General features: G+C 72.8%; 17 protein-coding genes and 1 rRNA gene. 14 read left to right on the plus strand and 4 right to left on the minus strand.

Features of this window, described 5'->3' with window-relative positions:
- Both rrf and EUA93_RS15780 read left to right on the plus strand, forming a co-directional pair.
- Positions 1–70 (plus strand): 5S ribosomal RNA (rrf, locus tag EUA93_RS22355); the annotation flags it as partial.
- Positions 71–268: 198 nt separating this feature from the next.
- Positions 269–652, plus strand: a complete 384-nt coding sequence (locus tag EUA93_RS15780) for a single-stranded DNA-binding protein (protein WP_242497449.1) — start codon at positions 269–271, stop codon at positions 650–652.
- Here the strand turns inward: EUA93_RS15780 and EUA93_RS15785 are convergent.
- Positions 627–1,745 carry a DUF1015 family protein gene (locus EUA93_RS15785; protein WP_129401290.1) on the minus strand — a complete coding sequence of 373 codons (1,119 nt, stop codon included), beginning with the start codon at positions 1,743–1,745 and terminating at the stop codon, positions 627–629. The two genes, EUA93_RS15780 and EUA93_RS15785, sit on opposite strands and share 26 nt — an antisense overlap.
- A gap of 48 nt (positions 1,746–1,793) precedes the next feature.
- On the opposite strand from EUA93_RS15785, the gene EUA93_RS15790 reads away from it, so the two are divergent.
- From EUA93_RS15790 to EUA93_RS15825, 8 genes are read left to right on the plus strand one after another with little or no spacing between them, the layout of a single operon-like run.
- Positions 1,794–2,813: an HAD-IIA family hydrolase gene (locus tag EUA93_RS15790; RefSeq protein WP_242497450.1), complete on the plus strand. Its 1,020-nt coding sequence runs from the start codon at positions 1,794–1,796 to the stop codon at positions 2,811–2,813.
- 10 nt (positions 2,814–2,823) lie between these two features.
- Positions 2,824–3,036 carry a hypothetical protein gene (locus tag EUA93_RS15795; protein ID WP_129401291.1) on the plus strand — a complete coding sequence of 71 codons (213 nt, stop codon included), beginning with the start codon at positions 2,824–2,826 and terminating at the stop codon, positions 3,034–3,036.
- 6 nt (positions 3,037–3,042) lie between these two features.
- Complete coding sequence (locus EUA93_RS15800; protein ID WP_129401292.1) at positions 3,043–3,882, plus strand: TlyA family RNA methyltransferase; 840 nt, start codon at positions 3,043–3,045, stop codon at positions 3,880–3,882.
- Positions 3,883–3,887: 5 nt separating this feature from the next.
- Positions 3,888–4,829, plus strand: coding sequence for an NAD kinase (locus EUA93_RS15805; protein WP_207208837.1), 942 nt, complete (start codon positions 3,888–3,890; stop codon positions 4,827–4,829).
- Positions 4,822–6,594 carry a DNA repair protein RecN gene (gene recN / locus EUA93_RS15810; protein WP_129401293.1) on the plus strand — a complete coding sequence of 591 codons (1,773 nt, stop codon included), beginning with the start codon at positions 4,822–4,824 and terminating at the stop codon, positions 6,592–6,594. The genes EUA93_RS15805 and recN overlap by 8 nt, the downstream gene beginning before the upstream one ends.
- Before the next feature lie 15 nt (positions 6,595–6,609).
- Positions 6,610–7,809: a putative cytokinetic ring protein SteA gene (gene steA / locus EUA93_RS15815; protein WP_129401294.1), complete on the plus strand. Its 1,200-nt coding sequence runs from the start codon at positions 6,610–6,612 to the stop codon at positions 7,807–7,809.
- On the plus strand, positions 7,806–8,696 hold the full coding sequence (locus EUA93_RS15820; protein WP_165355191.1) for a copper transporter: 891 nt from the start codon (positions 7,806–7,808) through the stop codon (positions 8,694–8,696). The genes steA and EUA93_RS15820 overlap by 4 nt, the downstream gene beginning before the upstream one ends.
- An 11-nt stretch (positions 8,697–8,707) precedes the next feature.
- The gene (locus EUA93_RS15825; protein WP_129401296.1) at positions 8,708–10,405 is read left to right on the plus strand and encodes a CTP synthase; all 1,698 of its coding nucleotides are present in this window, start codon (positions 8,708–8,710) and stop codon (positions 10,403–10,405) included.
- An 18-nt stretch (positions 10,406–10,423) separates the two neighbouring features.
- Here EUA93_RS15825 and pepN read toward each other — a convergent pair whose 3' ends face one another.
- Positions 10,424–12,880 carry an aminopeptidase N gene (gene pepN, locus EUA93_RS15830; RefSeq protein ID WP_165355192.1) on the minus strand — a complete coding sequence of 819 codons (2,457 nt, stop codon included), beginning with the start codon at positions 12,878–12,880 and terminating at the stop codon, positions 10,424–10,426.
- A gap of 46 nt (positions 12,881–12,926) precedes the next feature.
- Here pepN and EUA93_RS15835 point away from each other — a divergent pair, with 46 nt between their 5' ends.
- The 4 genes from EUA93_RS15835 to EUA93_RS15850 all read left to right on the plus strand — a co-directional run bounded on the left by EUA93_RS15835 (position 12,927) and on the right by EUA93_RS15850 (position 18,787).
- Complete coding sequence (locus EUA93_RS15835) at positions 12,927–13,538, plus strand: NUDIX domain-containing protein (RefSeq protein WP_129401298.1); 612 nt, start codon at positions 12,927–12,929, stop codon at positions 13,536–13,538.
- 79 nt (positions 13,539–13,617) lie between these two features.
- Entirely contained in the window at positions 13,618–14,733 is a 1,116-nt protein-coding gene (gene ald / locus EUA93_RS15840; protein ID WP_129401299.1) for an alanine dehydrogenase, read from the plus strand.
- Positions 14,730–15,650, plus strand: coding sequence for a site-specific tyrosine recombinase XerD (xerD, locus tag EUA93_RS15845; protein ID WP_129401300.1), 921 nt, complete (start codon positions 14,730–14,732; stop codon positions 15,648–15,650). Before ald ends, xerD begins: the two co-directional genes overlap by 4 nt.
- Positions 15,647–18,787 carry an ATP-binding protein gene (locus EUA93_RS15850; RefSeq protein WP_129401301.1) on the plus strand — a complete coding sequence of 1,047 codons (3,141 nt, stop codon included), beginning with the start codon at positions 15,647–15,649 and terminating at the stop codon, positions 18,785–18,787. Before xerD ends, EUA93_RS15850 begins: the two co-directional genes overlap by 4 nt.
- On the opposite strand, the gene EUA93_RS15855 is transcribed toward EUA93_RS15850, so the two are convergent.
- Positions 18,771–19,589 carry an ABC transporter permease gene (locus EUA93_RS15855; protein WP_129401302.1) on the minus strand — a complete coding sequence of 273 codons (819 nt, stop codon included), beginning with the start codon at positions 19,587–19,589 and terminating at the stop codon, positions 18,771–18,773. The genes EUA93_RS15850 and EUA93_RS15855 overlap by 17 nt on opposite strands.
- The gene (locus EUA93_RS15860; RefSeq protein ID WP_129401303.1) at positions 19,586–20,632 is read right to left on the minus strand and encodes an ATP-binding cassette domain-containing protein; all 1,047 of its coding nucleotides are present in this window, start codon (positions 20,630–20,632) and stop codon (positions 19,586–19,588) included. Before EUA93_RS15860 ends, EUA93_RS15855 begins: the two co-directional genes overlap by 4 nt.
- Positions 20,633–20,639: the final 7 nt, after the last annotated feature.

Below are 20,639 nucleotides of genomic sequence, written 5' to 3' on the forward strand. Positions count from 1 at the left end.
GGAAGTTAAGCCTTTCAGCGCCGATGGTACTGCAACCGAGAGGTTGTGGGAGAGTAGGACGCCGCCGGACAAACATTGTGGAAGTGGAGTCACCCTCTGGGTGGCTCCACTTTTGCATTTCCGGGGTTGCTGCGTCGGCTGTTGGCGTCGGATCGTGGGCCACCAACCATCCACAGGCGCGCGGGGAGCGCGTTTCTCCACAGGCGGACGGGACGACGCGTCCTGGTTGTCGGGGCCTCGCACCAGTCTTCGGTGCAGGAGGTGCACTGTGACCAAGGCACGCATGAGGGAAGAGGGCGACGCAGAGCTCGTCGCCAACGACGTACGACTGGTGGGTCGGTTGAGCGCCGCGCCCGCTGTGGTGGAGCTGCCGAGCGGCGACACGTTGATGACGTTCCGGATCTCGGTGGAGCGGAGCGCGAGAGCGGGTTCGCCCGCCGCTCGAGGCAGCGCACAACGCGTCGACTCGGTCCCGTGCACGGCATGGGCCTCGCGCCTGCGCCGCAGCGTGGCGACGTGGCGCGTCGGCGACATCGTCGAGGTCGAGGGTGCCGTGCGGTGTCGCTTCTACCAGGCGGGAGGAGCCACCCGGTCCCGTGTGGAGGTCGAGGCGACCTCCGGCCGGCTCATGCGTCGTTCACCGGCCGCATGAGCACGCCCAGGCTCGGCTTGGGCTGGAAGGACGTGGCCTTCTCCGGCAGCAGGCCACCTGCCTCGACGAGCGCCCGCACCTGGTCGAAGTCCGGACTCGGCAGGAGCACGGCTGGTGACGTCCGTCCCGTGGCGGATAGTGCGTCGTCGACGTTGTGGTGGTGGGCGATCCGGTCCACCGGGCGCGGGAGCCGGGGGAGGACCTGCTCGTGCAGCCACGAGACCGCGGCCTCCCGCTCGAGCAGCCGGGGTTCGACCGTGCGCCAGTCGTCGCCGTCGGTGAGGACGAGGTGCGTGCTGTCCAGGGCGCTGAGCGCATGCTGACGGGTGCGCGTCTCGACCTCGGCGCCGGCGGCTCGGGCGGCCCCGGTGAGGTCGGCGAGCGTCGTACCAGTCAGGGTGCGGTGGATGGCACCGAGGAAGAGCGGAGTGTCGAGCTGGTCGACGAGCATCGCGAGTCCGGCGTCCCACGGGGTGCCGGGGTGCTGCTCCTGGAGTCGGAGGTAGGCGGCGTACCGGTGGTGCCCGTCCGCGATGAGGCAGCGCGCCGCGGCCAGGTGGACCTCGATCTGCGCCAGGACCTCGTCGTCGCGGATGGCCCAGATCCGTTGGCGCTGGCCGGTGCGATCGAGGTAGCGCCACTCCGGTCGCGCTGCTGCGACCTCGGTGAGGAGCGCGCGCAGGGCCGCGCCGCCGTGGTGCACCAGGAGGATCGGTGCTGGGTTGAGGTCCATCTGCAGCATCCGGTCGGCGAGCTCGCCGGCCTGCTCGGGGTGGATCCCCTCGTGCGGCCACACCGCGCGATCCGCCATCGTCGTGGCACGTCGGGACACGTCGAGGGCGCCCACCAGCCCGCGGATGGTCATCCCGCCCGAGGTGTACTCGTGGAGGTAAAGGGCCGGAGCGGTGTCGCTCGTGGCGCGTCGCTGGTCGATCCACCGGGTCAACCGGGCCGCGACGTCGCGATAGGGTCTCGCGAGGGCTCGGGCCGACGCAGGATCCCCGACGCGTCCCGGCGCCAGCATCACGGCTCGGAACGGCACGAGCGTGAGGGGCTTCGCGACGTACGGCGCTGCCACCGTCTCGAAGTCCATCGGAGCATCGTAGGGGGACGATCGTCACTGACCAGTAAGGGGTGGAGCATGCTCGCGGAGTCGACTGCGCCGATCGTCGAGTCGCACGACCTGGTCATGTTCGACCTGGACGGCGTCGTCTACGTCGGGAGCGACGCCATCGACGGGGTCTCGGCCCGCGTCGAGAGGATCCGGGAGTCGGGCCGGCACGTCGCGTTCGTGACCAACAACGCCTCACGCACCCCCGCCCAGGTGGCGGAGAAGCTCGTGGGCGTCGGGGTCGAGGCGACGGCCTCCGACGTGGTGACCTCGGCCCAGGCGGCGGCGCGGGTGCTGCTCGAGGCGCACGGCAGTGGGGCGAAGGTGCTGCTGCTCGGCGGCGAAGGACTCCGGGTGGCCCTCCTCGAGGCCGGCCTCGAGCCGGTCTCCGACCCCGACGGAGCCGTGGCGGTCACGAGCGGCTACGGCCCCGACGTGCGCTGGCGCGACATCATGCGGGTCTCGACGCTGGTGAAGGAGGGGCTGCCCTACGTCGCCAGCAACACCGACATGACCATCCCCACGCCCTACGGCCTGGCGCCGGGGCACGGCGTCCTGGTGCAGACGATCTCCGGATTCGCCGGCGTCACCCCCACGGTGGCCGGGAAGCCGGAGAAGCCGCTGATGGAGGAGACGGTCCTGCGGGTCGGAGGCGATCGTCCGATCATGGTCGGCGACCGGCTCGACACCGACATCGAGGGCGCGCACGCCATCGACGTACCGTCGCTCCTCGTCCTCACCGGCGTGACCTGGCTGGAGGACCTGGCGGCAGCCACGCCGGAGCTGCGTCCGTCCTACGTCTCACCGACGCTGGAGGGCCTGTTCGAGCCGCACCCGGTGCCGACGACGGGCGAGGACAAGGTGGAGCTCGGGGGCTGGGTCGCGACCGTCGTCGAGGGCCGGCTTGCGGTCACGGGAGCGGGCTCGGACGCCGACTGGTGGCGCGTCGCCGCGACCGCCTGCTGGCTCCACCTCGACGACTCCGGAAGCGTCGCCGACGTCTCCGACACGACCCCGCCCGGGCCGGTCCGACGGCTCGGTGCCGAGTAGGCTCGCGGCCATGGACCAGGTTCCCGAGGACGGCGTGTCCGGCCAGGAGCACGACCAGCCCGCCCGGCCCCCGATGGACTACGAGCCCACCGGGGTGGAAGCGGTCGACGGCGTCCTTGCCGAGGTCGCGTCCGTGATGGACGCGCCGGTCGGCGAGCACGTCGCGGTCTTCGAGCGGGCCCACGAGCAGCTGCGCCGCGCGCTCGACGCGCAGGGCTCCTGACGCACCGTGCCACCACGACGACTACGACTCGACCAGGAGCTCGTCCGGCGGGGACTGGCTCGTTCGCGCGAGCATGCGAGCGAGCTGGTGGCAGCCGGGAGGGTGACGGTGTCGGGCGCGCCCGCGACGAAGCCGGCGACCGGCGTCACGACCGACGTCGCGATCGTCGTGCGGGAGGACCCGACCTCGGTCGACTACGTGTCGCGGGGTGGGCACAAGCTCGCCGGCGCGCTGGCTGCCTTCGCGGACCACGGACTGTCGGTCGAGGGCACGCGCTGCCTGGACGCGGGCGCGTCGACCGGCGGCTTCACCGACGTGCTGCTCCGAGCCGGCGCGCGGGAGGTGGTGGCCGTCGACGTCGGCTACGGGCAGCTCGCCTGGTCGCTGCAGAGCGACGAGCGGGTGCAGGTGCACGACCGCACCAACATCCGCGAGCTCACCCTCGAGACCATCGGCGACCCGGTGGACGTGGTCGTCGGCGACCTGTCCTTCATCTCCCTGGCCCTGGTGCTCGACCCCCTCCTGTCGGTGACCCGCGAGGACGGCGCCCTGGCACTGATGGTGAAGCCGCAGTTCGAGGTGGGGAAGGAGCGCGTGGGCAAGGGCGGCGTCGTGCGTGACCTCGCCCTGCGGGCCGAGGCCGTGACCACCATTGCCGACCTGGCGGCCGAGCGCGGCTGGGGTGCCGTGGCGGTCACGGTGAGCCCGCTGCCCGGCCCGTCGGGCAACGTCGAGTTCTTCCTGCTGCTGCGTCACGGGCCGGCGCAGATCGGTGCGGACGACATCACCACCGAGGTCGTGCGCGCAGGCTCGATGGGGGTGGCGGGTGAGAGGGTGGACCCGTGAGTGACCTGAGCCCCGCCCGACGCGTGCTGGTGCTCGCGCACACCGGCCGGGCCGACGCGCGCGAGGCCGCCCGCGCCTGCGTGCGGAGCCTCACCGGGCACGGGATCGTCGTACGGCTCCTGGTCGACGAGGCGGCCGACCTCGGGCTCGGTCCGTCGGACGGGCTGGTGGAGACCACGTCGGCCGACGACGTACCGGGGGAGGGTTGCGAGCTGGTCCTGGTGATCGGCGGCGACGGCTCGATCCTGCGGGCGGCCGAGCTGACCCGGGAGACCACCACGCCGCTGCTGGGGGTCAACCTCGGCCACGTCGGCTTCCTGGCCGAGGCCGAGCAGGACGACATCGAGTCCACGATCAGGGCGATCGTCCAGCGCAACTACACCGCCGAGGACCGGCTCACCCTGGACGTGCGCGTGCTGCTGGGCAAGGAGGTCCTCTTCTCGACCTTCGCCCTCAACGAGGCCAGCGTCGAGAAGGCGGCCCGCGAGCGGATGCTCGAGGTCGTCGTCGAGGTCGACGGCCGACCCCTGTCCCGGTGGGGCTGCGACGGTGTCGTGTGTGCGACGCCGACCGGCTCGACCGCCTACAACTTCAGCGCCGGCGGTCCGGTGGTGTGGCCCGAGGTCGAGGCGCTGCTCATGGTGCCGCTGAGCGCCCACGCGCTCTTCGCCCGTCCGATGGTGGTGGCGCCGAGCTCGGTGCTCGCGATCGAGGTGCTGAGCGACACCGAGGAGCCCGGTGTGCTGTGGTGCGACGGTCGCCGGACGGTCGGGCTGCCGCCGGGCGCCCGGATCGAGGTCCGGCGGGGGACGCACCCGGTCCGGTTGGTCCGGCTGCACCAGGCTCCCTTCACCGACCGGCTGGTCGCCAAGTTCGACCTGCCGGTCGAGGGGTGGCGGGGCGCCGCCGAGCGACGTCGCCGCGAAGGAGGGGACGCGGATGCTTGAGGAGCTGCGGATCAGCCAGCTCGGCGTCATCGACTCCTCCACCCTCGAGCTCGGACCCGGCCTCACGGTCATCACGGGTGAGACGGGCGCCGGCAAGACGATGGTGGTCACGGCGCTCGGACTGCTGCTGGGCGGACGCGCCGACTCGGGCGCCGTCCGGTCGGGCGCCAAGCAGGCGCGCGTCGAGGGCGTCGTGGCGACACGCACGCTCGACGGCTTCCGCGGCGCGGTCGAGGACGCCGGTGGCGAGGTCGAGGACGACCAGGTCGTGCTCGCGCGCAACGTGACCGCCCAGGGCCGGTCGCGTGCGTGGGTCGGCGGCGCGTCGGTGCCGGTGACGACGCTCGCCGAGGTGGCCGAGCCGCTCGTCGCGGTCCACGGGCAGTCCGACCAGCACCGTCTCCTGAAGGCCGGGGCGCAGCGCGCCTCGCTCGACCGCTTCGGGGGCGGGGCGCTGGCGGCGACCGCGGCGTCGTACGCCTCCCTGTGGGCCGAGCTGGCCGCCACCGAGCGGAGGCTGGCCGAGGTGGTCGGCTCCGCCCGCGAGCGAGCCCGCGAGGCCGACCAGCTGCGCTTCGGGCTCGGCGAGGTCGAGGAGGTCGACCCCAGGCTCGGGGAGGACACCGAGCTCGCTGCCGAGGAGTCCCGGCTCGGGTTCGCCGACACGCTCCGCACGGCCGCCGAGACCGCCCGCGAGGCACTCTCGAGCGAGGAGGGCTCGCCCGACGCACTCGCGACCACCAGCGCGGCCCGGCAGGCCCTCCACGGCGTCCGGGAGCACGACGCGACGGCCGGCGAGCTGGCCGACCGGATCGCCGAGGTCAGCCACCTGCTGGTCGACGTCGCGGGTGACGTGGCGTCCTACGCCGCCAGCCTGGAGGTCGACCCGACCCGGCTGGCGGCCGTCTCCGAGCGACGGGCGGCGCTGACCGCGCTGACCCGGAAGTACGGCGAGACCATCGACGAGGTGCTGGCCTGGGCCGAGGACGGCGCCAAGCGGCTCCTCGACCTCGAGGACACCGACGGCCAGATCGCCGAGCTCGAGGCGCGGCGCGACCGGATCCGCGGCGAGCTGGGCTCGCTGGCGGCGAAGCTCACCAAGCAACGCGTCGCGGCCGCGAAGAAGCTGGGCACGGCGGTGAGCGACGAGCTCACCTCGCTCGCGATGCCCCACGCGATCGTGTCCATCGCCGTCACCCAGCACGACACCCCGACCCCGCAGACCCCGGCCGGGCCCCAGCTCGAGGTCGGCGGTCGCTGGCTGCGGGCGACGTCGTCCGGCGTGGACGACGTGGAGTTCCTGCTGGCGGCCAACACCGGCGCCGAGGCGCGCCCGTTGCACAAGGGCGCGTCGGGCGGTGAGCTCTCCCGGGTGATGCTCGCGCTCGAGGTCTCCCTTGCCGAGACCGGTTCGGTCCCGACGTTCGTCTTCGACGAGGTCGACGCGGGCGTGGGCGGCAAGGCCGCGATCGAGGTCGGCCGGCGGCTCGCGGCGCTCGCCCGCACCTCCCAGGTGCTGGTGGTGACCCACCTGCCCCAGGTGGCGGCGTACGCCGATCGCCATGTCGTGGTCCACAAGTCGAGCGACGGGTCGGTCACCACGTCGGGCCTGGTCGCGCTCAGCGAGGACGACCGCGAGCGTGAGCTGTCGCGGATGCTGGCCGGTGTCGAGGACTCCGACAGCGCCCGTGCGCACGCCCGGGAGCTGCTCGACGCCGCCGCGCCCGAGCGGGCGTGCCTCCCCGAAGGGCAGGGTCGCGGCTGACACCATGGCGCGGTCATGAAGTTCGCAGTCCGCACCCGTCCAGCCTCCGTCCTCCCGGGCGTGCACGGCCCCGCCCGTGTCCATCGTCGTACGGCCAGCCTCCTCGGTCGCCTGAGCGAGGGTGACGTCGTCGTCCTCGACCACGTCGACATGGACCGCGACACCGCCCAGGCACTCATCGACGCCGGGGTCGTGGCGGTCGTCAACGCCAGCCCGATGATCTCCGGCCGCTTCCCCAACCTCGGCCCCGAGCGCCTCGTCGAGGCGGGAGTCCTCGTCGTCGACAGCGCGGGTGCCGAGGTCTTCGAGCGGGTCAAGGACGGCACGGCGCTGCGGATCGACGGGGGAGTCGTCCACGCGGGCGAGACCCTGGTCGCGACCGCGCGCGAGCTCACCCCCGACGTCGTCCGCACCGAGATGGGCCGGGCGCGCAGCGGCCTGACCGCCCAGCTGGAGAGCTTCACCCACAACAGCACCGAGTTCCTCCGTCGCGAGCAGGACCTGCTCCTGCACGGGCACGGCGTGCCCCGCACGGCGACCGAGATCGCCGGTCGGCCGGTGGTGGTCGCCGTACGCTCCCACGGCTGGGAGGACGAGCTGGCCGGCATCAAGCCGTTCGTGCGCGAGCAGCGTCCCGTGCTGATCGCTGTGGACCGCGGCGCCGACGCTCTCGCCCAGGCTCGCCACAAGCCCGACATCGTGGTGGTGAACGCCGCGAGCGACGACCTGCCGTCCGCCGCCGTGCTCCGCAAGGCCCGCGACGTGGTGGTCCTGGTCCAGCCCGGTGCCCCCCGCAGCGCCACCGAGCCGTTCGAGCGCCTCGGCATCCGACCCCTGCGGTTCGAGACCACCGCCACGACCGAGGACGCGGCCCTGCTGCTGGCCTCGGCGCGCGAGGCCTCGCTCATCGTCGGCGTCGGCATGCACGCCACCCTCGACGAGTTCCTCGACAGCCGTCGCTCGGGGCTGGCCAGCACGTTCCTCACCCGGCTGAAGGTCGGACCCGACCTCGTCGACGCGGCAGCGCTGCCCCGGCTCTACGACGGTGCGGTGCGGCCGCGCCACCTGGTCGGCGCCCTCGTCGCCGGGCTGGTGGCCGTCGCAGCGGCCATCAGCGTGACCCCCGTCGGTCAGCAGTGGGTCGACGACCTGTCCCCGCGCGTCACGAGCGCCACGTCCCACCTGATCGACAACGTAGAGGGAATGCTCCCGTGATCACCCTGCGCCACCACCTGCTCACCATCGTCGCCGTCTTCCTCGCCCTCGCCGCGGGGATCGTCCTGGGCGGTGGACCGCTCTCCGACGTCGGCCCCACGGTCGCTTCCGCAGCGAAGGGCGACGCCCCGGTGGCGACGGCCGACCAGGAGCAGTCCGACTACACCGACGCCTTCCTCGACTCCCTGGCCGCTCCGGTGGTCGGGGGTCGGCTCGCCGACCGCTCGGTCGCGGTGGTCACCCTGCCCGGGGCCGACGAGCAGCTCGTCACCGCCCTCGCGACCCGGATCGGGGCCGCCGGCGGCACGATCAGCGGCCGCTACACCGTCGGCGACGACCTCGTGGACCCCGGCCAGAAGTCCCTCGTCGACACGCTCGGCAGCCAGCTGCTGACGCAGCAGGCCGACGGTGCCGTGGCGCCCGAGGCGTCGACGTACGACCGGATCGGCCAGCTGCTCGGGCTCGCGGTCTCGACGAAGGAGGCCGACGGGGAGGGCGCCACCGGCAAGACCAGGGCGATCGCCGACGCGATCAGCGGCGCGGGCCTCCTCACGCTCCCGGAGAAGGCGGACAAGCGTGCGCCGCTGGTGCTGCTGGTGCTCGGCACGGACGCCGACGACGAGGGCTCGGACGCGATCCTCGCCGGGCTCGCCGAGGGCCTCGCCGCGCAGGCCACCGGCGTGGTCGTGGCGGGCACGGTCGCCGACGGGACCGGCCAGCTCGGCCGCCTCCGCGGAGACCCGGCGGCCGCCGGCGTCGCCAGCGTCGACGGGATCGACACGACGGCCGGCCAGGTCGCGACGGTCTTCACCCTGGGACGCTCGCTGACCACCCCCGGCGGCTCGTTCGGTGCGGCGGGTGCCGACGGACCCGTCCCTCTCGGGTAGGATCGAAGCCCGTGAAGAGCCGGACGCCGACCAAGCACGTATTCGTCACTGGAGGCGTCGCCTCCTCCCTCGGCAAGGGGCTCACCGCCTCCAGCCTGGGACAGCTGCTGAAGTCGCGCGGCCTCCGCGTGACGATGCAGAAGCTGGACCCCTATCTCAACGTGGACCCGGGCACGATGAACCCGTTCCAGCACGGCGAGGTCTTCGTGACCAACGACGGCGCGGAGACCGACCTCGACATCGGTCACTACGAGCGGTTCCTCGACACCGACCTCAACCAGATCGCCAACGTGACGACCGGTCAGGTCTACTCGACGGTGATCGCCAAGGAGCGTCGCGGCGACTACCTCGGTGACACCGTGCAGGTGATCCCGCACATCACCAATGAGATCAAGGACCGCATCCTCGCGATGGGTGGTCCGGACATCGACGTGGTGATCACCGAGATCGGCGGCACGGTCGGCGACATCGAGTCCCTGCCGTTCCTCGAGGCCGCGCGCCAGACGCGCCACGAGATCGGTCGCGACAACTGCTTCTTCATCCACGTCTCGCTGGTGCCCTACATCGGCCCCTCCGGGGAGCTGAAGACCAAGCCGACCCAGCACTCGGTGGCAGCGCTGCGCTCCATCGGCATCCAGCCCGACGCGATCGTGTGCCGCGCCGACCGCGAGCTGCCCGACGGCATCAAGCGCAAGATCGCCCTCATGTGCGACGTCGACGACGACGCCGTCGTGACCGCGGCCGACGCCCCGTCGATCTACGACATCCCCAAGGTGCTGCACCGCGAGGGCCTCGACGCCTACGTCGTACGCCGTCTCGACCTGCCGTTCCGCGACGTCGACTGGACGACGTGGGACGACCTGCTCCGTCGCGTGCACCACCCCGAGGAGGAGGTGACGATCGCGCTCGTCGGCAAGTACATCGACCTGCCCGACGCCTACCTCTCGCCCGCCGAGGCCCTGCGCGCGGGTGGCTTCGCCCACTCCGCCAAGGTCAACATCCGCTGGGTCGCCTCCGACCTGTGCGAGACCGAGGCCGGTGCGGCCAAGCAGCTCTCCGACGTCGACGCGGTCCTGGTGCCCGGCGGATTCGGCGTCCGCGGCATCGAGGGCAAGCTCGGCGCCCTGCGCTACACGCGCACGCACGGCATCCCGACGCTCGGTCTGTGCCTGGGCCTGCAGTGCATGGTGATCGAGTACGCCCGCAACGTCGCCGGGCTGACCAAGGCCGGGTCGACCGAGTTCGACCCGGACACCGTCGAGCCGGTGATCTCGACGATCGAGGAGCAGAAGAAGTTCGTCGAGGGTGCCGGAGACCTCGGAGGCACGATGCGCCTCGGCCTGCAGAAGGCCGAGCTGCTCGCGGGCAGCGTGGTGCGGACGGCGTACGGCGCCGAGACGATCGAGGAGCGCCACCGGCACCGCTACGAGTTCAACGACGCCTACCGCGAGACGCTGGCCGAGGCCGGCCTGGTGTTCTCGGGCATCAACCCCGAGCTCGGCCTGGTCGAGTTCGTGGAGCTGCCGGCCGAGGTGCACCCCTACTACGTCGCGACCCAGGCGCACCCCGAGCTGCGCTCGCGTCCGACACGCCCGCACCCGTTGTTCGCCGGGCTGGTCGGTGCCGCCATCGAGCGGCAGCGCTCCGAGCGCTTCCCGATCGACGAGTCGGGGCTGCGTCGCAAGGACGAGGCCGACACCGAGGCCTGAGCGAGGGGTCGCGCAGCGTCAGAGCTGGCGGGCCTGCAGGATCCGGCCGAGCACGAAGGAGTTCGCGCGGAGCTGGTTGCGGGCGTAGGCGAAGAGCGTCGGGTCCTCCGCAGCTGCCTGGGCGGCGGCGAGGAAGGACGCGTCGCCGGCACCGAGCGGGTACATCGCCCGGACGGTGAGGCCCTGGTTGAGCAGGCCGCCCTTGAGGGAGTGCAGCTCCTCGAGGTAGCGGTGGGTGAACGGGGCGAGCAGCTCGGCCTGGCCGGGACGCCAGAACGTCGAGCCGAGGACGAGCGTCTCGCGGCTGGCCGGGACGGCGTAGTCGACGAAGAACGCGCGCCAGACCTCCTCCTTGGCCTCGACGCTCGGGTGGGCGGCGAGGACGGCCAGGCGACGCATGCCGGCGTCGGGGTCGGGGTCGGACTCGAGGAGCCTGGCGACCCGGTCGGCGTCGTAGTCGCCGAGCTCGGAGCGTCGGACGGCCATCCGCCAGGCCAGGTCGAGGTCGGTCGCCTGCGCGGCAGCCTCCTCCAGCACCGCCCAGTGCGCGTCGGTGGACGCGGAGGCGGCGAGGGTGCGCAGCGCGGCCTGGCGGGCGTCGGGGAGGCCGACCAGGCCGGAGGCGGCGTCGGCGAGCGCGCCGAGCAGGCCGGGCGATTCCGACGCGGGGGCCCACCGGTCGGCGACCTGGAGCGCCTGGCCGAGGAACGGCTCGATGAGCGACACGCTGGTCTCGGTCGACAGGGCGCGCGTGAGGGCGGCCGAGACGTCGCGGGGTGCGACGTCGCCGAGCAGGAGCAGCTGGCCGGCCGTGGCCGCCACGAGCGCGCGGTCGAGCGGGGCGTCGAGCTGCTGGACCCGCTCGAGCATCAGCCGGAGCGAGGTCGGGTCGGGCTTGACGGCCGCGAAGGTCAGGTCGCCCGCGTTGACCAGGCGCAGGTCGCCTGCCGGCAGGTCGACGGGCGTCCGGGTCCCGGTCACCTCGTGGGACGAGCGGCCGACGGCCACGAGGTCGTCGCCGGTGGCGTCGAAGACGGCGATGTCGAGGCGGTGGGGCCGCGGGTCCTGGTCGTCGGTGGTCTCCACGACGAGCTCGTCGTCGACCAGCGAGACCACGTCGGTGCCGGCCTCGTCGAGCCACGCCTTGGTCCACGACGACAGGTCGCGACCGGAGGCCCGGGAGTAGCAGTCCATCAGGTCGTCGAGGGTGGTGTTGGTGTAGGCGTAGCGGCTGAAGTAGTCGCGGAGGCCGGCCACGAAGGCGTCCTCGCCGATGTAGGCGACGAGCTGGTGGAGGACGCTCTGGCCCTTGACGTAGGTGATCGCGTCGAAGTTCGACATCGCCGATGAGACGTCGGGGACGGCGCTGCGGATCGGGTGGCGCGCCGGGCTCATGTCCATCTCGTAGGCGGTCCGCTTGGAGACGGCCAGGAACGTCGCCCACTGCTCGGTGAACTCGCTCGCGCCGGCCATGCCCCAGTTGGCGGCCCACGACGCGAAGGCCTCGTTGAGCCACAGGTCGTCCCACCACTGCATGGTCACGAGGTCGCCGAACCACATGTGCGCCATCTCGTGGAAGATGAACTCGCCCCGGACGGCCCGCTGCGCGTGGGTCGGGGGAGTGCGGAAGAGCTGGCCGTCGCCGTAGGTCACGCAGCCCCAGTTCTCCATCGCTCCGCCGAGGTTCGGGACGAAGACCTGGTCGTAGCGCGCCTGCGGGAACGGGAAGGCGAAGCGCTCGCCGAAGAACGCCAACCCCTGGCGGGTGAGGGTGACGAGCTCCTCGAGGTCGCGCTCGAGGATCGGCACGAGCGACTGGCGGCAGTAGAACCCGAGGTCGTAGCCGTCGTGCTGCCGGCGCACCTCGTGGAACGGGCCCGCGTTGACCACGACGACGTACGTCGACAGGCGCGGCGTGTCGGGGTAGGTCCAGACCTTCGCGTCGGCGGCGACGTCGGGGTCGGCGTCGATCACCGACTCGGGCGCGCCGTTGGACGTGACGACCCACGACGACGGCGCGGTCACGACGAAGCGGTGCGGCGCCTTGAGGTCGGGCTGGTCGAAGCAGGCCCAGATCCGGCGGGCCTCGTCGGGCTCGAGGCTGGTCCAGACGTAGACGAGCTTGTCGGTGGGATCGACGGTGCGGAGGATGCCCTCGCCCGACGCGGTGTTGGCGGTGCTCGCCTCGACCACGAGCACGTTGTCGGCCGCGAGGGCGGGCAGGGGGAGGCGACCGTCGGCCGCGGCGGAGACGTCGACCGGCTCGCCGTTGAGGGTCGCGGCGTGGACGTCCATCGCGACGTCCACGAAGGTCGTCGCACCGGGCTCGGAGCAGGTGAACGTGATCGTGCTGACGGACGTCCAGAGCTCGCCCTCGAGGAGCCCGGTCATGTCGACGTCGATGTCGTAGCGCTGCACCTCCAGGAGTGCGGAGCGCGCGGCGGCTTCGGACGAGGTGAGGGTCGACAGCGTCATGGATCCGAACCTACTCACCTCGGCCCGTCGCGCTAGCGTCTGGGCCATGCCCGAGCCCGAGCCGCTGGCCGACCGTCCGATGTCCTGGCCGGTCGTGGCCACCCGCGACCTGCACCGCGACGACTGGGTCGTGGCGCTGCGCGAGGACACGATCACGCGGCCCGGGCATGCCGAGGAGTTCAGCCGGATCAGCCTCGAGCACCCCGGCGCCGTGATCGTGCTGGCGGTCGACGAGGACGAGCGCGCGGTGCTGCTGCGCCAGTACCGCCACACCAGCGGGCACGAGTTCGTCGAGCTCCCGGCCGGGCTGCGGGACGCCGGCGACGAGCCACCGGTCGAGACCGCGAAGCGCGAGCTGCGCGAGGAGGTCGAGCTCGAGGCGTCCGACTGGCGGCTGCTGCTGAGTACCTACCCGAGTGCCGGGATCAGCGACGAGGTGCACGAGATCTTCCTGGCCCGCGGCCTGACCCACGCCCCGCGGGGGGACTTCGAGATGCGTCACGAGGAGGCGGAGATGGTGCGCTTCCGTGCGCCGGTGTCCGACCTCCTGGAGGCGGTGCTCGACGGCAGGGTCCGGCAGGGTCCGCTCGCCCAGGCCGTGCTGGCCTACACCGTGCTGAGGCAGCGCGGGGATCTCGGCGACCTCGCCCCGCTGTGAGGGCCGTCCCGGAGTAGTGTCGCTCCCGCTGTGAGGCGGCCCACATCGTGGTGGGTCCTCAGAACCCGAGGAGCAAGGCATGAAGGTCGGCGTACCCAAGGAAGTCAAGAACCGCGAGTACCGCGTGGCATTGACGCCCATCGGCGTGCACGAGCTGGTCCAGCACGGCCACGAGGTCGTCATCGAGAAGTCCGCGGGCGTGGGCTCGCAGATCACCGACGAGGAGTACGTCGCCGCGGGCGCGACGATGCTGGATTCGGCCGACGACGTGTGGGGCTCGGCCGAGATGATTTTGAAGGTCAAGGAGCCGGTGGCCGAGGAGTACGACCGGATGCGGGAGGGCCAGACCCTCTTCACCTACCTCCACCTGGCCGCCGACAAGCCGCTGGCCGAGGAGCTGATGGCGCGCAAGGTCACCGGCATCGCCTACGAGACCGTGCAGCTGCCCTCGGGCGGGTTGCCGCTGCTCTACCCGATGTCGGAGGTCGCGGGCTGCCTCGCGCCCCAGGTCGGGGCGTACTCGCTGATGAAGGCCAACGGCGGCCGCGGCGTCCTGATGGGCGGCGTCGGTGGCGTCGCGAACGCCAAGGTCGTCATCATCGGCGCCGGCGTGTCGGGCCAGAACGCCGCGAACATCGCGCTCGGCATGGGCGCGGACGTCACGCTGCTCGACACCGACCTGGACAAGCTGCGGATGTCGTTCTGGCGCTACGACAACCGCGTGCACGGGCTGGCGTCGTCGAAGCTCGCGATCGAGCAGCAGGTGATGGAGGCCGACATGGTGATCGGGGCGGTGCTGATCCCGGGTGCGGCTGCTCCGAAGCTGGTGACCAACGACCTGGTCTCGCGGATGAAGCCCGGCTCGGTGCTCGTGGACATCGCGATCGACCAGGGCGGCTGCTTCGAGGACTCCCACGCCACCACGCACGACGACCCGACCTACGAGGTGCACAACTCGGTGTTCTACTGCGTGGCCAACATGCCGGGTGCGGTGCCGAACACGTCGACGTACGCGCTGACGAACGCGACCCTGCCCTACGCCGTGGCGCTGGCCGACAAGGGCTGGCAGCAGGCGCTGCGCGACGACCGCAGCCTCGCGCTGGGCCTCAACACCCACGCGGGCCAGCTGACCAACGGACCGGTCGGTGCCGCTGTCGGCATCGAGTCGGTGGCACTCGATACCGTTCTTGCGTGACGCTCAGCCGGGCCCTCCGCACCTACCTCGACCACCTCGCGGTCGAGCGAGGCCTGGCAACCAACACGCTGAGCTCCTACACGCGTGACCTGGGTCGCTACGACGAGTTCCTGACGACCCAGGGGATCGACGACCTGGACGCGGTCACCGAGGCGACGGTGGCCGCGTTCCTGGTCAGCCTGCGGGAGGGGAGCGAGGCCCATCCGCCGCTGAGCTCGACCTCCGCGGCCCGGACGGTGGTCGCGGTGCGCGGGTTCCACAAGTTCGCGGTCTCCGACGGCCTGGCCGTGGCGGACCCGGCCGCGGCGGTGAAGCCGCCGACGCCGGCCAAGCGGCTGCCCAAGGCCCTGCCGCTGTCCGACGTCGAGGCGATCCTGGACGCGGCGGGGGCGCCCGAGACGCTGCTCGCCCTGCGAGACCGGGCGCTGCTGGAGCTCCTCTACGGCACCGGGGCCCGGATCTCCGAGGCTGTCGGCCTCGACGTCGACGACCTCGACCAGGTCGACGGCACCGTGCTGCTGCGCGGCAAGGGCGGCAAGGAGCGGATCGTGCCGGTCGGCGGCTACGCGCGCGAGGCGGTGGCGGCCTACGTCACCCGGGCGCGGCCCGACCTGGTCGGCACCGGCGCGGGCGGGCCCGCGATGTTCCTCAACTCCCGTGGCGGCCGGCTCTCGCGGCAGAGCGCCTGGGCGGTGCTGGTCAAGGCGGCCGAGCGGGCCGGGGTCACGGCGTCGGTCTCCCCACACACCCTGCGGCACTCCTTCGCCACGCACCTGCTCGACGGTGGCGCCGACGTCCGCGTCGTGCAGGAGCTGCTGGGCCACGCCTCGGTGACCACGACCCAGGTCTACACGCTCGTCACCGTCGACAATCTGCGCGAGGTCTTCGCCACCGCCCACCCCCGGGCACGCGAATGACGGTCAGGCTCCGGTTGCTCGGCACCCCCTCCTGGGACGGCACGCCGCTCGTCGGCGGCCGTCCGCAGGCGCTCCTCGCCGCCCTGGTGCTCGAGCCGCGCGGACTGAGCACCGCCGAGCTCGTCGAGCGGGTCTGGGAGGACGACCCGCCGGCCACGCCGGGCAAGGCGTTGCAGGTGCTCGTGTCCCGGGTGCGGTCGAGCACGGCCGCGGGCGTCGTCGACCTGACCGAGACCGGCTACCGGCTCGGCCTCGAGCCCCACGAGGTCGACGTGCTCCAGCTCGGGCTGCAGGTCGCGGGCGCGCGGGACGCGCTGCGCGACGGGGACGCGGTGCGCGCGGCCGACCTGGCCGAGGCGGCACGGTCGTGGCCCGAGCCGGCCCGCGACGACACCGACGGTCCGCTCGCGGTGCTGCGTGCGCTCGCCACGCACACGCTCGAGGCCGCCGACGACCTCCTGGGCCGTGCCCTCTCCCGGCAGGGCAGGCACGCCGAGGCGCTGCCGCTGCTGGAGGGCGCCGCCGAGAGGTGGGTCGACGACGCCGCAGTGCTGGGCGACCTGCTGCGCAGCATGGCCGCCGTCGGCGGGCCGGCGGTCGCACTGGGTCGCTACGAGGCCTACCGCGAGGACCTCGCCGACCGGCTGGGCGTCGACCCGGCCCCCGAGCTGCAGCGGCTGCACCGCGAGCTCCTGGCAGCCGACGACCCGGTGCGGACCGGGGTCCGGTACGACGGCGACGGCCTCCTCGGACGCGAGCAGGACCTGGCCCGGCTCCGCAGCGCGATGGCGTCCTCGCGCCTGGTGACCGTGCTGGGGCCGGGCGGCATCGGCAAGACGAGCATCGCGCAGGTCCTGGCCCGCGAGTCGCGGCTGCCCCACGTGCACGTGGTCGAGCTCGTGGGCGTGGGCGCCGGTGACGACGTCGTGGCGGCGGTCGGGGCGGCCCTCGGCGTGCGTGGCTCGATGGCGACCCGGATGGCGCTCTCACCGGCCCAGCAGGCCGACGTACGCTCCCGCATGGCGCAGGAGCTCGACGCGGGACCGACCCTGCTGGTCCTCGACAACTGCGAGCACGTGCTGGAGCCGGTGGCCTCGCTCGTGGCGTTCCTGCTCGCCACCGCGCGAGACCTGCAGGTGCTGGCCACGAGCCGGGCGCCGCTGCGCCTCGGTGCCGAGCGTGCGGTGCCGCTCAGCCAGCTGTCGGGTGAGGACGCGGTCGCGTTGTTCGTGCGCCGGGCGTCGGCCACGAGGCCCGACGCCGTCCTGGACCCCGCTGCCGTCCGCGGCGTCGTCGACCGGCTCGACGGGCTGCCCCTGGCGGTGGAGCTCGCCGCCGCCCGCGTGCGGACCATGACGGTCGCCGAGGTCGCCACGGCGCTCGACGACAGGTTCGCCACGCTGCGCACCCGCGACCGGAGCACCCCCGACCGGCACCGCACGCTGAAGGCGGTGATCGCGTGGTCCTGGGACCTGCTCAGTGCCGACGAGCAGAGGGCCCTGTCGTGGCTGTCGGTGTTCCAGGACGGGTTCGACCGCGCCACCGCCACCGCCGTGCTGGGGTCGGACGGACCCGACCTGGTCGACGTGCTGGTGGAGCAGTCGCTGCTGGTGCTGGGGGAGGACGGCGGCCGCACCCGCTTCCGGGCGCTAGAGACCATCCGCGAGTACGCCGCCGCCCAGCTCGACCAGTCGGGCGGGCTGGCCGCCGCCACCGCCGCCCAGCACGCGTGGGCGCTGTCGCTGGCCGACAGGTACGGCGACCTGGTGGTGGCGGAGCGGCAGGCGGAGGCGGTCGACGAGCTCGTGCGCGACCAGACCAACCTGACCGACGTGCTCCGGCACGGGCTCGCGTCCGGGGACCGGGCGACGGTGGCGCGGATGGTGTCGCTGCTGGGCAGCCTCTGGACCATCACCGGCGACCAGCCGCGCCTGTTCGCCGTGTGCGACGCGGCCACCGACCTGCTCACCGGCTGGGAGGTCCCGGACGGCCTGCACGAGGACGCGCAGTCCGCCGCCGGTGTGCTGATGGTGCACCTGAGCTGGATGCCGGGCATCGACCTGAGCGGGCTGCGCGGGCTGCTGGTGCAGGGCCCGGAGCCCCGGGGCACGTGGGGGCTCATCGGGCGGACCATCCACGTCGACGACGAGCCCTCCGAGGCGTCCGACCGGCTGGCCGCGGCCGCTGCGTCGGCGCAGGACCGGCCGGCAGTGGCGGGCGGGCTGCTGCTGTGGGCCGCGCTGGTCGCGGAGAACACCGGCGACGTCGACGTCGCCTACGCGCACGCCGAGCAGGCGCTGGCCCTCGGGCCGCTGCCGCCCTACATCGCGGCCTCGCTCCACGCGGAGCTGAGCCAGCTCGCGATGTCCGTCGGGGACCACGGGAGCGCCGCTCGGCACGCGGCGCAGGCCTGGCCGCTGCTCGAGCGGGTGCACTCGCTCACCGACGCCTACAGCCTGAAGGTCGCCACCGCGATCGCACCGCTGATGGACGGGCGCGTCGACGAGGCGGAGGAGATGCTGGAACGCTTCGGCATGCCCGACGGCGACACCGCGCAGATGGGGGCGCGCCTCACCTGGCAGGCCGCGCAGGCGGAGCTGGCCCATGCCCGGGGCCACCACGACGTGGCCATCGGGCGCTACGACGAGATCGTCGACATGGTGGTCGACGCCGACCCCGGTGGCGGGATCAACCCGTGGCTGATGCTGGCGGCGTCGTCGGCGCTGGTGAGCCGGGCCCGCTACGGCGACGGCACGGACGTCGAGCGCGCCGCCGAGCTGCGCGACCTGCTGGTGGGCGCCGGTCCGGGACTCACCGAGGAGCGGCTGTGGTTCACCGACCTGCCGCTCAACGGCGTGCTCCTGGTGGCGCTCGCGGCGTGGGTGCTGCGGTTCGGTCCGCGCGAGCAGCACGCGGACGGCGTACGCCTGCTGGCGTTCGCGCACCGGTGGTCCTACAACCGCAGCGTCCCGGTGATGGCGTGGGAGCCGATGGTGGAGCTCGCCGAGACGGCCGAACCGGGGCTGGTCGGCCGGCTCGTCTCCGAGCTGGCCGACCGCCCCGGGCCGGAGCTGCTGCCCGAGGCAGCAGCGGTGCTGGACCGCGTCCGGCGCGGCTGGGTCACATCTTCCGGTTGAACGCCCGCACCGAGAGCGGCGCGAAGATCGCGATGACCACGGCACACCCGACGAACGCCCAGCCGACGTTGGCGGTGACCGCCCCGTCGTTGGCGAGGTCACGGATCGCGGTGATCACCAGCGACACCGGGTTGACGTCGGCGAAGGCGCGCAGGGGAGCGGGCATCGTGTCGGTCGGGACGAACGCGTTGGACAGGAAGGTCAGCGGGAACATCACGAGCAGCGAGATGCCCTGCACGCCCTGGGCGTTGCGACCGAGGATCCCGAAGAGCGTGAAGATCCAGGCGAGCGACCAGCCGGCGACCATCGCGAGCAGCACGGCACCGGCGACGCCGAGGAAGCCGCCGCCGGGGCGGTAGCCGATGGCGATGCCGACGGTGAAGGTCAGCACCGACGCGATGAAGTAGCGGAGCAGGTCGGCCACCATCGGCCCGGCGAGCGGGGCGATGCGTGAGATCGGCAGCACCTTGAAGCGGTCGAAGACACCGGTGTCCATGTCGGTGCGGAGCTGGACGCCGGTGGCGACGCACGCGGTCAGCACGGTCTGGCCGATCAGGCCGGGGATGATGAGCGGCAGGTAGCTGCCCACGTCGCCGGAGATCGCGCCGCCGAAGATGTAGGCGAACATCGCGGTGAAGATCAGCGGCTGGATGGTGACGTCGAACATCACCTCCATGCTGCGGCGCATCTTCATGGTGGCGCGCCAGGCGAGGGTCATGGTCTGGCTGAGGGTGTCGGCCAGGCCGACCCTCTGGTCGGCCGCGGCGATCTCGGCGGGGTCGGTGACGGTGATGGCGCTCATCGGGCGGCCTCCATCTGCTGGTCGGTGTGGTCGGTGTGGTCGCCGTCAGCGCCACTCCGGGTGTCGTCGGCACCGGATTCGGGGTCGGCGTCGGTGGTGTCGTGGCCGGTGAGGGCGAGGAAGACCTCGTCGAGCGAGGGCTTCTGGACGGTCACCGACTCGATCGTGATGCCCCGGTCGCGCAGCGCGACGAGGACGTCGACGGCCTGGTCGGTGCGGGTGAGCGGGACGTTGACGCGTCGGGCCTCCGGGGTGAGGACGGCCTCCTCCCGGACCAGGCGGCGCGCCTCCTCGGCGACGACGGCGAGGTCGGCCGGGTCGGCGACCTGGAGCTGGAGCGTGGACTGCCCGACCGACGACTTGAGCTCGTCGGCGGTGCCCTCGGCGACCTTGACGCCGCGGTCGATCACGGCGATCCGGTCGGCGAGCTGGTCGGCCTCGTCGAGGTACTGGGTGGTGAGCAGCACCGTGCAGCCGGTGCGGACCAGGTCGCGGATGGTGTCCCACATCTGGCCGCGGGTGCGGGGGTCGAGGCCGGTGGTCGGCTCGTCGAGGAAGATCAGCGGCGGGCGGGTGAGGAGGCTGGCCGCCAGGTCCAGGCGCCGGCGCATGCCGCCGGAGAAGGCGGAGATCGGCTTCTTCGCCGCCTCGGTCAGGTCGAACTGCTCGAGCAGCTCGGCGCCGCGGGTGCGGGCCTCGGTGCGGCCGACGCCCTGGAGCCGCGCGAAGAGCCAGAGGTTCTCGGTGGCCGTGAGGTTCTCGTCGACGGAGGCGTACTGGCCGGTGACCCCGAGGAGGCGGCGTACGGCGTGGGGCTCGGTGCGGACGTCGCGGCCGAAGATCGCCGCGTCGCCCTCGTCGATGTGCAGCAGGGTGGCGAGCATCCGGAGCATGGTGGTCTTGCCGGCGCCGTTGGGTCCCAGGACGCCGAAGACCTCGCCGCGGTGGACCTCCAGGTCGATGCCGTCGACGGCGCGCTGGTCGCCGAACTTCTTCACGAGCCCGGCAGCGCGGACTGCGAGGTCAGGAGTGGTCGTTGTCATGGGAGGA

Source organism: Nocardioides oleivorans (assembly GCF_004137255.1).
Taxonomy (GTDB): Bacteria; Actinomycetota; Actinomycetes; order Propionibacteriales; family Nocardioidaceae; genus Nocardioides; species Nocardioides oleivorans.

Excerpts from the sequence above, each read along its gene's own strand:
- EUA93_RS15785 (WP_129401290.1), bottom strand. The coding sequence starts at position 1,745 with ATGGACTTCGAGACGGTGGCAGCGCCGTACGTCGCGAAGCCCCTCACG.
- EUA93_RS15790 (WP_242497450.1), top strand. The coding sequence starts at position 1,794 with ATGCTCGCGGAGTCGACTGCGCCGATCGTCGAGTCGCACGACCTGGTC.
- EUA93_RS15795 (WP_129401291.1), top strand. The coding sequence starts at position 2,824 with ATGGACCAGGTTCCCGAGGACGGCGTGTCCGGCCAGGAGCACGACCAG.
- recN (WP_129401293.1), top strand. The coding sequence starts at position 4,822 with ATGCTTGAGGAGCTGCGGATCAGCCAGCTCGGCGTCATCGACTCCTCC.
- steA (WP_129401294.1), top strand. The coding sequence starts at position 6,610 with ATGAAGTTCGCAGTCCGCACCCGTCCAGCCTCCGTCCTCCCGGGCGTG.
- pepN (WP_165355192.1), bottom strand. The coding sequence starts at position 12,880 with ATGACGCTGTCGACCCTCACCTCGTCCGAAGCCGCCGCGCGCTCCGCA.
- EUA93_RS15835 (WP_129401298.1), top strand. The coding sequence starts at position 12,927 with ATGCCCGAGCCCGAGCCGCTGGCCGACCGTCCGATGTCCTGGCCGGTC.
- ald (WP_129401299.1), top strand. The coding sequence starts at position 13,618 with ATGAAGGTCGGCGTACCCAAGGAAGTCAAGAACCGCGAGTACCGCGTG.
- EUA93_RS15850 (WP_129401301.1), top strand. The coding sequence starts at position 15,647 with ATGACGGTCAGGCTCCGGTTGCTCGGCACCCCCTCCTGGGACGGCACG.
- EUA93_RS15855 (WP_129401302.1), bottom strand. The coding sequence starts at position 19,589 with ATGAGCGCCATCACCGTCACCGACCCCGCCGAGATCGCCGCGGCCGAC.
- EUA93_RS15860 (WP_129401303.1), bottom strand. The coding sequence starts at position 20,632 with ATGACAACGACCACTCCTGACCTCGCAGTCCGCGCTGCCGGGCTCGTG.